We start from the raw sequence: 12,882 nt of genomic DNA on the forward strand, positions 1-12,882 counted from the left end.
CGTCAACGCATTTTCGTATTAGAAATCGATCGGTGAACCGGTAGCCGTTGCCGATTTCGCCCCGCGCTCCGCCACCTTATCCGGCATCCACTGCATGGTGAAGCCATAGTGAAGCGGCGCGACGGGTATGCGGTAGCGTTCCAGCGGTCGGCCCAGCGGACTCCAACTGTCGGTACCACCCACGCCGCTTTGCACCGCATCGATCATCAGGCTGACATGCCCATGCGGGACGATGTCGCTGCTCTTGCGCGTACCCAGCGCGCGGCGGGACAGATCGTCATAGGGAAAGGCCAGAATGTTGGCGGATAGCGGCCGATCGCCCCTGATGCTCAGGGTCGGCCGGTTCGCGCCGCGCACCGCGAGCCAGCGCACGTCCACCTTGTTACCCGTTTCCTGGGGGCGCATATAGTCGTGATTCTGATCGGCGATGGCGCCCGCCCAGCGGCCCAGCGCCGCCCCTGCCTGACGATCCCCATAGCTTTCGTGCGGCCCCTTTCCATACCATTCGACATCGGTGAAGTCGGTCGGCATCTGGAAGGCGAGGCCGACCCGCAGCGGGTCCGGCAAGGGCGTCGCGAGCGGCGTGAATTGCGCATCCACCGCTACGCTACCGTCGCCGCGCATGCGATAGCGGCTTTCGAACCGGGCGGCGCCATCGCCCACGGCAAATCGTACGATGATGCTGGCGTCGCCGTCGCCTGATTGCACGGTCACGGCCTCCACCTTGCGTTCGTCCGATGCGGTTTTCCACACGCCATGCGTCCGGCCAACCTTGGTGCCGACGTCGTTGTCAGTCAGCGCGCGGTAGAAATTGGGCGTACCACCCGACAGCATTGGTCGCCCATCCTTGCGATAGTCGATCAGGCCGGTGGTGCGGTCAATTCGTAATTCCGCGCCAGCAGCCGACAGGCTGATGTCGTTCCCCGCGTCGCGCACTGCGACCCGCCCGGTCGCCGCCGCCGCTATTGTCGAGGCTTGCCCCGGTAGCACGAACTGGTCCCATGCCACCAGATGCCCCGCAGGCAGCAGCGCCTCCGTCCCGGCGCGGGCGCGCGCGGTCAGGGTCAGGACATATTCATGGCCGGGCTGGCGATCCTGCGGCAGTGGCACGGCCAACACGCCGTCGCTTCGCGCTGCCACAGGTTGCGCGGGCAATTCGCCCCGTGCGACCTCTATGCCGTCCTTCAACAGCAGCCAGCCCAAGTCGAAATGTGCCAGATTGCGGAAATCATGTCGGTTGAGAACGGTGAAATGCCCCGCGGCGACATCCTGCGCACGGAAGGCGATGGGTTGATAGACCTTACGCATTTCGAACAGATGGGGGTTGGGCGTACGGTCGGGCTGGATCAGGCCGTCGCCAAATTCGATATCGCCACCCGGATTGGGACCATAGAGGCCGCCAGTGCCCCAATAGGGTTCGCCCTTGTCATCGCGCGCATGCATCGACTGGTCCACCCAGTCCCAGATGAAGCCGCCCTGCAATTTGGGATGCGCATAGATCGCGTCCCAATAATCGGCCATGTTGCCACCGCTATTGCCCTGCATATGCGCATATTCGCATTGAATGAGCGGCTGGGTGAAACGGGGGTCGTTGGCATATTCGATCGTCTGGGCGACGCTGTAATACATGGGCGCGAAGATGTCGGCATAGGCGTTGGGTTTGGGCTGTTCCAACGTGCCCCAGCCCAGATAGTTGATCAGGCGTGTCGGGTCGCGACGACGGGCCTCTGCCGCAGCTTTTTCGAAGGTTGGGCCGATCCCGGCTTCATTCCCTAATGACCAGAAGATGATGGAGGGATGGTTCTTGTCCCGCTCCACCATGTTGACGACGCGGGAGATATGCGCCGCTTCCCAGGCCTTGTCATAGCCAAGCTGGTAGAGTTCGCGTTCCGCATCGCCCTTCCACCCCATTTCCATATAGGCGTGGGATTCGATATTCGCCTCGTCCATGACGTAGAGGCCATATTCGTCCGCCAGATCATACCAGCGCGGATCATTGGGATAATGGGACGTGCGCACGGCGTTGACGTTGTTGCGCTTCATCATCTCGATATCGCGCCGCATCGAGTCCATGGAGATGACATGGAAGGTGTCGGGATCATGCTCGTGCCGGTTGACGCCGCGAATATAGATGGGCTGGCCGTTCACCATCAGCTGACCGTTGCGGATCGCCACGTCCCTGAAACCGACACGCTGCCGGGTTGCCTGAAGGATGGCGCCGTCGGCATCCAGCAGTTCGATCAGCAATATATAGAGGTTGGGCGTTTCCGCCGACCAGGGGCGCACGCCTGCGATCCGATCGCCGATCCGCACCGACTGCTCGGCCTTGGCTGGGCGGACCGATGCCGACCGAGACGACAGCGTCTTATCGCCATCAAACAACGTGTATCGGACAGTCGTTGTCTTGGCGCCGGGCAGTATCTTGGCGACCACGTCCAGTGTGCCGTCCCGCCAGTCGTTCGTCAGACCGGCGCGCACCGAAAAATCGCGAATCCGGGTCTTGGGCGCGGCCATCAGGAAGACTTCGCGCTCAATCCCTGACACGCGCCAGAAATCCTGGTCCTCCAGATAGGAACCGTCGGACCAGCGATAGATGCGGATCGCGATGCTGTTCTGCCCTGGCCGCAGGAAGCGGGTGACGTCGAATTCGGACGGCAATTTGCTGTCCTCGCTATAGCCCACCTGCTGCCCGTTGACCCAGACATAATAGGCGGAGCCTGCCGCGCCGATATGCAGAATGACGTCCTGTCCGGTCCAGTCTGTCGGCACCATCACGTCGCGACGGTAGGAGCCGACCGGATTGCGATCATGCGCAATCAGCGGTCGATTGGCCGGGAAAGGGTAGGTGACATTATTATAGCGGGCCTGGTCATAGCCTTCCGCCTGCCAGTCGGCTGGCACGCGTATCTGTTTCCAGCCCGACAGATCGAAATCCTCCCGATAGAAATCGGCAGGAGCGCCATCGACATTGGGCGAAAAGTGAAAGCGCCATTGGCCGTTGAGCGAAAGGAAGCGCTTTGACGCGGTGCGATCGCCCGCCAGTGCGAGGTCGCGACTTTCGAACGGAAAGCCCGTGGCGCGGGCGGGTTCCTTGCCCCGCTCGAAAATCGCGGGATTCTCCCAATCCGGGCGGCTGGCGTCGATTTGCGGGGACTGGGGCACTACAGGACGATTTTGCGCGGAGGTCGCACCGACGGGCAGGAGCAATGTCAATATGATCAGCAGGATTGCCGTGCCTCTTCCCACCATATTACGCACCCATCCTCGAATCATGTTTCCTATTTGTCGGAGTAACATGAGGTATAGGTGTTTAAAAGTCAGCTATACCCCTGGTGAGACGACCGGTACTTGATTATTTGTCTGACAGATACGGTCTATCAAATGACCCGCCAGACCCAGAGGCGGATCGATGCGGGATAGCGGGCGCCCGTACAGACGAAGATGCTGCGGTTCAGCCAATCATAGGGTCCGACCGGCGCTATAAATTCCGGCACGGTGCGGAAATAATAGGCGGCAGGATCGACCGCTTCGCCATCAGCAAGCCGCTGCATAACGTCTGCAGGTCCATGGCGCAGACCGCGATTGCGGATCTGGATGACCGCGCCCTCGTCCGTTCGGATCGCATAGGTCGCGTCCGCGACGGTCACGCCATCCGGGCGCAGCACCTGCCAGTCGCTGCCGCCGCCCAATATCTGCCCACGGATGCCTGGTCCTTCCACCTGACCCGACAGGATGGGGATGATCCGGCGGCTGCCGTCCGGCGTTTCGCCGATCGGCATGGGGTCCGCTAATTCGGCCTGCGCGGCATAGACGAATTCCAGGCCCGGCCTGATGGCATCGGCGGGGGGATCAAATTCTTGTGTCATCAAGATGTTTTCCCTCTCCTGCCCAAAGCCGCCGACAGGCTGTCTCACGACCGACCGACGCCATCGTGCATCATGTCATTTGGCGTCTATGGCGTTAACGTGGCTTGCCACGATGGCCTGTGCGGCATCAAGGTCGAACAGCATGTCCGCATGAGGGGGCAGGTCGGCGAACATATGGCGGGTCAGGCGCTCATAATGGCTGACGAAACGACGCACTGCGTCATCGTCCATGACGCCGGGCGCGTCCTGCGACGTCAGGCGCAGCTTATGTTCCTGCAGCAAGCGATTGCGTAGAACCGCATCGAACGAGGGCGGCTTCAGCATTACCAGACGATCGATACGGGAAAACCATTGCGCATAGGATGATCCGAGCGCCCGGTTGACATGCTGGCGCCATACGCCGTCCGGGTCGTCCTCCGCCTCCAGCCTGTTCTGCGGTGCAGTCAAACTGTCTGCCCCCTGCGGGCGCGCGCCGACACACCATCCTTCGAACAGGACGACATCGACGGGACCGGATTGCAGCATCCATTCGGATTGCGGCAACCGATCGTCCAGCGCTTTGCTGAAACGGGGCAGCAGGACATCGCGACCGGCGACAAGATCATCGAGTACCGCGATGCCCAGCGCAACGTCATGCGTGCCCGGCACCCCACGCGTGCGGAAGAGCGGATGCGTGTCCCGCGCCATATGGTGCCGATCCGCCAGGCGAAGATAGAAGTCGTCCAGCGACACCGTCGCAACGGAAAGCCCGCGTTCGGGCAGCAAAACATCCGCAAGGAAACGGCAAAGCGTCGATTTCCCGCTGCCCTGGGCACCATTGATGCCGACGACCAGCGTGTGACCCGCCATCATGCGCCATTGCGCGATCCGTTCGCCCAGCGGCCGCCACCATCGATCGACCGTATCGATATAGGATGCAGGCAGGCGCTCTTGTGCGATCAGTGCCTCTATCCGATCAGTCATCCCAGGGCGTCCCGGGGTATCCGTCCTTCGCTCCAATCATCCAGATTGGCAAGCGCGCGCAATCCCATCGCTTCGCGCGTCTCCCGCGTGGCGCTGCCCAGATGCGGCAGCAACACCGTATTGGGCGCGGCGCGCAGACGAGCCGACACATGAGGTTCACCTGCAAACACGTCCAGGCCCGCGCCGCCGATCCGCCCTGCTTCCAGCGCGTCGATCAACGCACCTTCGTCCACCACATCGCCCCGCGCGGTGTTGATCAGAATCGCATGGGGTCGCATTTGTGCCAATATCGGCGCAGCGATAATGTTGCGGGTTTCCGCGCCGCCGGGGATATGCAGCGACAGGACGTCGCACTGTCCTGCCAGCGCCTGCAAGGACGCCACATAGCGCGCGCCCAGACGCTGAACGTCCTGCTCCGCCCCTGGACGACGGGAGAAATAGACAATGTCCATGCCGAAACCGAAGCGCGCCCGCTCCGCCATGGCCTGCGCGATGCGGCCGAAACCGACCAGCCCCAGCGTCTTGCCACGCAGGCTGGTGCCCAGCATATGGGTCGGTCGCCAGCCGGTCCATTGCCCGGCCCGCAATTCCCGCTCGCCTTCGCCTGCGCGGCGTGCCGTCATCAGCATCAGTGTGACGGCAATGTCGGCCGTGGCGTCTGTCAAAACCCCAGGCGTATTGGTCACGATGATGCCCGCCGCCCGTGCCGCCGCCAGATCGACATGCTCGAAACCCGCGCCATAATTGGCGATGATCTTGACCCGTCGACCGTCCACCCCCAATATGCCGGCGTGCAGTTTGTCGGTAATGGTCGGGCAGATCGCATCATAATCGCGCATCGCGTCGATAAGCGCCGCTTCGGTCAACGGCGTGTCATTGTCATTGAACGTCGCGTCATACCGCTCCGCGATTAACGCCTCGACCCGCTCAGGCCATTTGCGTGTGACCAATATCCGCGCCCTGCCCACCATGACCGCTGCTCAGCTCGCCGCCGTCGAGGCGGAGAAATAGGCGGTGAACGGATCGTCGGCCTGCTCGGGCGGCTCGCCTTCGCGCACGGTCGTCCGGCGCATGTCGCGCCGTTCGTTGAAGATATCGAAATCGCCGCCGCGATGCATGGTCGCCAGATTGTCCCAGATAACGATGTCGCCCGGCTGATAGGAGACGCCGAATATGTAGCGCGGCTGGGTCGCGAATTCGATCAGATATTTGATCAGCGCCCGGCCTTCGTCGCGCGACATGCCGACCACGTCCATGGCGTGACTGCCGATATAGATGGCGGTGCGCCCGGTCGCCTCCTGCCGCATGATCATCGGCTGGCGCGCCTTGGGGCGGCTGTCTATTTCCTCCTCAGTGATCGGGAAGCCTGCCAGCAGGCGGGAATACCAGAGCGAATGTTCCGCCTGCAACGTGCCGATCTTGTCCCGGATGTCGTCGGGCAGATCTTCATAGGCCGATCGCATATCCGCGAAATAGGTGAGGCCGCCTTCCTTGGGCACTTCATAAGCAAGGAGCAACGAATAGGCCGAGCGCAATTCCATGAAGGAGGAGTCCGTATGCCACAGCCGGTCGCCCTTCTTGTGCAGGACCATATTTTCATCGACCAGTATCTCGCCGGATGGCGTCAGGTTGCTGGCGTCGAATATCTCGGGCGTGTTCGGATGTCGGCGCGGGCGGTTCTTGACCGCCGGGGCGGTTTCCAGATGGCCGAAATGGCGACTGAAGGCGACATGGGCGGCATTGTCGAACCCGGTGCCGCGAATGACGCATACGCCCCATTGGTTCATCGCATCCTTGATAGCCGCAAAGTCTTCGTAGCTCAGCGGTTTGGTAACGTCGATGCCGGAAATTTCGGCGCCGAAGCGGGGGGTGAAGGGGGTCGCAGTCAAAGCCATGATTGGAGTTTCCTTTTTAAGGCTTGGTCGTTGCGGCGGACGCCTGAAAAACGACATGATCGGTGGGATTGATGGGTAGCGCGATCTGGCGCTTGCGGACGCGGGCCAGCAGCAGGAGCGATCCCGCGCATAGCAGCGGCGTGGCCGCCAGAAGGACGAAGAGCAGCCGGGGCTGGATATGCATCGCCAGGAGATAGCCACCCAGCAGCGGCGCGAAGATCGAGCCGATCTTGGCGATCGATGTCGCCCACCCGGCACCATTGGCGCGGATCGCACTGGGATAGAAGATACCGGCGATGGAATGCATGCCGAAATGGGTACCGCTGATCATCGCCATGCTGAGCAGGGAAAAGAGCGCCAGACCCTGGAGCGATACGGGCGCCAATCCCATGATCAGCAGCAAGGGCGCTGCCAACAGCGGATAGACGGCGATCGCAATCGGACCCAGCCGGTCGGTGAAGCGCATCAGCGCCAGTCCCGCGAGCGATCCGGCGATCGAGCTGACCGACATGATCATGGCCGCCTGCGTCCGGGTGAAGCCCACATCTTCGAAGATGATCGGCCCCCAGTTCGATTTGAAATATACCGCCATCGAACTGCCGATATAGGCGAGCCAGAGTAGCGTGGTGACCGGTCGTAATCCGCCCTGAAACAGGGTCGCGATGCGGAAATGCCGCTTTGCCGCGGAGGGCGCTTCGTCGGCGACGACGAAATGGTCCTGCTGCCTTGCGCCGAGGCCCGGTTGCAGGGTGTTGAGCGCCTTGGCGATCTTGTCGGGCGAGCGCCCTTTCACCGCGAGATAACGCGCGGATTCCGGCAACAGCATGAAGAGTAATGGGATCAGCAGTAACGTCGCGACCCCCGACAGCAGGAAAACGGATTGCCAGCCATAATGGGGAGCGAGCCAGACCGTCATCGGTCCCGCGACCACGCCTCCCAACGTATAGCCCATCATGATGACGGTCACGACGGTCGCCCGGTATCGCGCCGGTGCATATTCGATGTTGAGCGCCCAGGCGAGCGGCATCAACCCGCCCAACGCGACACCGTTCAGGAAGCGCAACACCATTAACGCCTGCATGTCCGGGGCCAACGCCATGGCCATGCTGGTGGCGCCGAAAGCGGCAACTGATGCAATGATGATCGGCCGTCGTCCGTAGCGATCGCCCAGCCAGCCGAACGCAATGCCGCCCAGCATGGCACCGAACACGCCGACCGCGAACAGTTCGCCCAAGGCAATCGCATCGGCGCCGAACCCGTCGCGCAGATAGGGGGCGACGAACGAAATGACGAGCATGTCGAACCCGTCGAGAAAGGTCACGGTCCACGAGAGCGCGACGAGGCGCATGACGAACGCATTGATCCCCTGACGCTCTATCACGTCGGTCACGTCGATCGTGACGGGGGGTGAAGGATCAGCTGCGTTGGATGTCATGTCGGTTCGTCCCGCCTTCTTACCCTACTTGCCGAAATGGAAGCGGGCGCCGACCTTGAACGCGCGACCGACCGGATCGAACAGTATCTGGTTGGTGCCGCCGGCCGATCCCGGCAGACGCGGCGGGTCGCGATCCAGCACATTGTTGACGGTGGCGAAGAGCTGGAATGTCTGGCCGTTGCCGGTGCTGACATTCACGCGCGCCGTCAGGTCGAGATAGAAGCGGCTGGGTACGCGATTATTGTCGACGCTGTTGGGTGAGGTGACGGAATAGCCATCCTGGTCGGGTCCGACGAAGTTGGTCCAGTAGATGCCCGACGGGATATAGCGGCCATGGCCGGTCAACTGGAACTGCCCCATCGTCCATGTCACCACGCCGTCCAGCACATAATCGGGAACGCCCGCCACCGTGCCGGTGCGCACGCCGGTCTGGCCTGCACGATCCACCGCACCCAGCGAGTCGACGGTGGTCAGTTCTTTCGTGATGTTCGCGATGAATTGCGCGTTCAGTTCGCCCAAGCCGCCAAGCGGCTGACGATATTGCAGTTCGATGTCGTAGCCGCTCGTCTTGAGCGCATTGGAATTAAGGATGACGTCGCGCACCTGCAAAATCTGGTTATTGGCGTCGCGCGTGATCTGGCTACAGAAATTGGTGGCGCCTTGCGCGCAACGGTTGACGAGCGTCTGCGCGCCCAATGCGCCGATGGCATCCGCCACCTTGATGTCGTAATAATCGACCGACAGGCGCATACGCCGGAACAGACCACTGCGCGGCGCGAAGACGACGCCCGCGGTCCAGCTGTCCGCCTTTTCCACCGACAGGTCGGGGTTGGAGCCGGTGATGACGAAGGGGTTGGTCTGCAACCCGCCATTGAGCGGATCGGACAGACCGATCGAGCGGAGCGTCTGCGGCCCGAACAGTTCGAAGATATTGGGCGCCCGGATATCGCGCGATCGCGTACCGCGCAGACGAAGACCTTCCACCGGTTCGTAAACCAGCCCCGCCTTCCAGGTCGTGACCGATCCCGTCGTGCTATAATGGGTACGCCGGATCGCGCCGTTGAGATCGAGCGCATAGCCGACCGATGAAGCGCGCAGCACGGGAACAGCGATTTCGCCGAACGCTTCCTTCACCGTGACGCCGCCCGACAGCGCAGACCCGTTGAGCGAGTAGAAGCCGTTCGCCGCGGAAATCGGATCGGCGATGCCGTCCACCGTATCCCGGCGATATTCAGCACCGATCGCGACCGTCACCGGCCCTGCGGGAAGATCGAACAACGCGCCGCGCAGATCAACGCCCGCGACATGCTGTTCATTGACGGTATGTTGAAACCCATTGCCGGTAATATAATCGACCGAGGCCTGACTGAAGCGTCCTTCTCCGAACGGATTGAACGGGACGCAACCGGGATCATTGTTGTTGGGATTGGCGTCGGCATTCACCCGGCAGACGACCTGCCCGCCCGACTGCACCGCATCGACGGCCTTCAGCAGATTGGCCTGATTGACGAGGTTGGTGGCGCGCTGCGTGAAATTGGTGCGGCCATATTGGTAGAAGGCGTTGACCGTCCACTTGTCGCTAAGCTTGGCTTCCATGCCCAGCACGCCGCGATAGGTTTCCGTCGTGGATGTGGCACGGCCGGGACCAAGGTCGAACGCGGACTTGCCCAGGATGAAAGACGCGACGCCGTTGGCGTCCATCGCCGATGCTACGGAAGCGGGGATGAAGGGGTTGTCGCGCTTGATACGGCCCATTAGCGTGCCGTTGAAGTCACGGAAGATCGCGCCGTCCACGGAGCCTTTCACCCGGCCATAGGATAGATCCGCCGTCAACGTGACATCATCGGTCAGATCCGCCGTCAACGCGCCATAAGTGGACACGCGTTCCACCGGCACTTTCAGCCGCAGGGCGGAAATGAAACCATTTTCCCCCTGCCCTTCGCCGCCCAGCATGAACAATGGGCCGACCAACGTCCCATATTGGAAACGTCCGGGCGTTCCGTCCTCCAGGAATTTGGTGCCGCGCAACGGATCGGTCGCCGTCGTGCCGATCGCCTGTCCTGCGGCATTATAGGACCGATTGATCAGGCCGCCCGGCGACATGGTCGATGTATTGACGCCAGCGACGATCAGATTGGCGGGCAAGCCGCCCGCCCCGGGCGCCGTGTTGCCAAGGATCAGTGTCTGGCTGTCGCACCAGCTCCGCGTCGTGCAATTGCCCATTCCTTCGAGCTTTTCATATTCGACAGCGCCGACGAAATGGATGCGATCAGTCAATTTGATGCCGCCCGACAGGCTGGCGAACAGGTTGCCATCATCCCCGCGCTGAGACATGCCGGCCGAAAACTCGCCGTCCAGCCCTTCCTTCTTGCGGTCGAGGATGAAGTTCACGACCCCCGCGACGGCGTCCGAACCATAGGCCGCCGAAGCGCCGCCAGTCACGACGTCGACTGTGCGCAGCAGCGATGACGGGATCAGGTTGGTGTCCACAGACCCTTGCGTCGTGCTGGGCACGAACCGCTTGCCATCGACCAGTACGAGCGTGCGCTGCGGATCAAGGCCGCGCAGGTCGAGCAGGCGCGCGCCGATATTGCCGCCCAGATTGGCTTGCGCGGCTGGACCGCTCGATGCGCGAAAACTGGGCAACTGGTTCAGTGCTTCACCGACATTGTTGATGCCCAGCGCGTCCAGGCGTTCAGCACCGATCGACGTCACCGGTGTCGGCGCGTTGAAATTGGAACCGAGGCGAGTGCCCGTCACCACGATGTCCGTTACCGCCACGGTGGGGGATGCTGTTTCGGTCCTATTCTCTTCGACCGGTTGGGTTGCCGACGGCTGCGCGGCGGTAGTCGATTCCTGGGCGGCGACCGTTAGCGGACATGCCGTCATGGCGGCCGCCATCATGGCCAGGACACTTGCGTTCGTCCGCATAGACTGCGTGTTCAATCGCATCTTCACATTCCCTCTCCTGGCCTTCTGATGTGGCCTCCGGTCAATTTATGTATCTAGGTACATATATTGTCAACGCCCCCTGATCATTTTTTAGAAATGGCGGAAATTTGGCGTCTGGCCGTGGGTCGCGCGGGCGGCTAAGCAGGTTTTTTGGGCAGAAATCGCATTGCCCCGGTTTTCAATGGGAATGGCATGGCCTCTGACACTGTAAATCCGGCGGACCCGTTCGACAGCACGACGCCCCAATATCGCGCCTATTTTCCCGAAGGATCGCGCGACGATGTCGAATTCCGGCTGACCCGCATCCTGTCGCTGTCGGCGCGTCGCTGGGGCACCCATGTCGAAAGCCGGATGATGGCGGCGACTGGCCAGTCCCGGGCCAGATGGCAGACCCTGTTCGTCCTGCGGGTCGCGACACATCCGGTGACGACATCCCTGCTGTCGGCGCGTCTGGCGATCCAGTGGCCGCCACTGATCAGGACGTTGAACTCGTTGGAAGCCGATGGCCTTATTCGCCGGACGGAAAATCCGAGCGATAAGCGATCCCGCTATATCGAAATCACGCCAGCGGGCATCGATGTTGTCGAACAGGTCCAGCCGATCCTGTCCGACATCCGATCGTCCGTATTCGCCAAGCTGAGCGAAGAAGAGATGGGCATGGCGACGCGCGTGCTGGAGATGATCGTCGCTGGCATAGCGGACGCGCCAGACGCCAGCGACGCCTGATCCAATCGACCTATTCACTCTTTGCATAGGCCGACCGGTTGAGCGTGATCGGTAACAACTTTGCGGATCGACGAAAAACTGCGTGGCGGATAGTCGGGCTTTCGCCATCGTCTTGATCGCGCATGTTCATAGGTTCCTCTTGATGTCGAGGGGAGGCTTATGATGACGATGCCGATTATCGAACGGCGCCAGGCTCTTGGCCTGTTGGGGGCAGGCGCCATGATCGCAGGCGTGCAATCGCCCGCCGCTTTGGCAGCGACGCGTGGCAAGCTGGATATTACGTCGCCCAAAGACCAGTTTCTGGCCTATATGAAGATGCGCGGCTCGTTGGATGAGCAGCTGGTGATCAGCTATATCAGCGGCAGCTATTTCGGAGTCGTCGGCTCCGAAGTCACGCCGCTTTGGGATGTGATCGGCGTCACCTTCGCGCGCTTCAAAAAGCGGAGCGACGGTGGATTCGATGCGGTGACGGGCGAGATCGCGCATTTCCTGGATCCAAAGACGGGTGAGGCACCGGGCGCGTTCCTGATCCCCTATACAGGCAAGACGGCGGTCGATCCGCGCACCAACCTGCCGCCCAATCGCATCATTCTGAAGCCCACGCTGCATATGGAAGTGCCCAAGATGATGCCCGGCACGGTGATGGATCATGACATTCGCGCGCCGGAAGTCCGGGGCGACGATATCTGGTTCAAGGAAGTCAGCCGCGTAGCCATGCAGCCGCCCGGCGCGGGGCAGCCCTTCCGCTATAGCGAGATGATCACGATGCACGCCCGGGTCAGCGATCTGGAAAAGCCAGACCTGCCGCGTGTCCCGTGCGAGGCTAGTTTCGCCAATGTCGTGGCGTGGCGGCCATGGATGCAGATGGGCGATCATCCGGGCCATCTGATGGCGACGGGCACCGGCCAATTCGGCGTGCCGATGGATTTGCTGCCGGAAAAATGGACCCGCGCTACCCGCGCGAAATGGCCTCATATCCTTGACGATCCGTCCGCATTGGTCGAGCCATTGTGGAAGACGATGTAGCATAACGGGCGTCATGCAG

9 protein-coding genes are annotated in these 12,882 nt (G+C 61.8%); 2 read left to right on the forward strand and 7 right to left on the reverse strand.

Annotation, left to right across the window (positions count from 1 at the left end; genetic code table 11):
- Window positions 1-18: 18 nt before the first annotated feature.
- From U5A89_RS00785 to U5A89_RS00815, 7 genes are all read right to left on the reverse strand, one after another.
- The gene (locus U5A89_RS00785) at window positions 19-3,249 is read right to left on the reverse strand and encodes a glycoside hydrolase family 2 TIM barrel-domain containing protein (protein WP_338159322.1); all 3,231 of its coding nucleotides are present in this window, start codon (window positions 3,247-3,249) and stop codon (window positions 19-21) included.
- A 128-nt stretch (window positions 3,250-3,377) separates the two neighbouring features.
- A complete protein-coding gene (locus U5A89_RS00790; protein WP_338159323.1) occupies window positions 3,378-3,866 on the reverse strand; it encodes a DUF3237 domain-containing protein in 489 nt (162 codons plus the stop codon).
- Window positions 3,867-3,941: 75 nt separating this feature from the next.
- Window positions 3,942-4,829: a kinase gene (locus U5A89_RS00795; protein WP_338159324.1), complete on the reverse strand. Its 888-nt coding sequence runs from the start codon at window positions 4,827-4,829 to the stop codon at window positions 3,942-3,944.
- Window positions 4,826-5,800 (reverse strand): 2-hydroxyacid dehydrogenase, encoded by a 975-nt coding sequence (locus U5A89_RS00800; RefSeq protein ID WP_338159325.1) that lies wholly within the window; start codon window positions 5,798-5,800, stop codon window positions 4,826-4,828. The genes U5A89_RS00795 and U5A89_RS00800 overlap by 4 nt, the downstream gene beginning before the upstream one ends.
- Before the next feature lie 9 nt (window positions 5,801-5,809).
- Window positions 5,810-6,724 (reverse strand): TauD/TfdA dioxygenase family protein, encoded by a 915-nt coding sequence (locus U5A89_RS00805; RefSeq protein ID WP_338159326.1) that lies wholly within the window; start codon window positions 6,722-6,724, stop codon window positions 5,810-5,812.
- A 16-nt stretch (window positions 6,725-6,740) separates the two neighbouring features.
- The gene (locus U5A89_RS00810) at window positions 6,741-8,159 is read right to left on the reverse strand and encodes an MFS transporter (protein WP_338159327.1); all 1,419 of its coding nucleotides are present in this window, start codon (window positions 8,157-8,159) and stop codon (window positions 6,741-6,743) included.
- A 24-nt stretch (window positions 8,160-8,183) separates the two neighbouring features.
- On the reverse strand, window positions 8,184-11,048 hold the full coding sequence (locus tag U5A89_RS00815) for a TonB-dependent receptor domain-containing protein (RefSeq protein WP_338159328.1): 2,865 nt from the start codon (window positions 11,046-11,048) through the stop codon (window positions 8,184-8,186).
- A 255-nt stretch (window positions 11,049-11,303) separates the two neighbouring features.
- Between U5A89_RS00815 and U5A89_RS00820 the strand changes: the two genes are divergently transcribed.
- Both U5A89_RS00820 and U5A89_RS00825 read left to right on the forward strand, forming a co-directional pair.
- Window positions 11,304-11,837 carry a MarR family winged helix-turn-helix transcriptional regulator gene (locus U5A89_RS00820; RefSeq protein ID WP_338159329.1) on the forward strand — a complete coding sequence of 178 codons (534 nt, stop codon included), beginning with the start codon at window positions 11,304-11,306 and terminating at the stop codon, window positions 11,835-11,837.
- A gap of 162 nt (window positions 11,838-11,999) precedes the next feature.
- Window positions 12,000-12,863, forward strand: a complete 864-nt coding sequence (locus U5A89_RS00825; protein ID WP_338159330.1) for a DUF1838 family protein — start codon at window positions 12,000-12,002, stop codon at window positions 12,861-12,863.
- The last annotated feature ends 19 nt before the right edge of the window (window positions 12,864-12,882 follow it).

Origin of the sequence: Sphingobium sp. HWE2-09 (genome assembly GCF_035989265.1) — a bacterium.
In the GTDB taxonomy this organism is placed as follows: Bacteria; Pseudomonadota; Alphaproteobacteria; order Sphingomonadales; family Sphingomonadaceae; genus Sphingobium.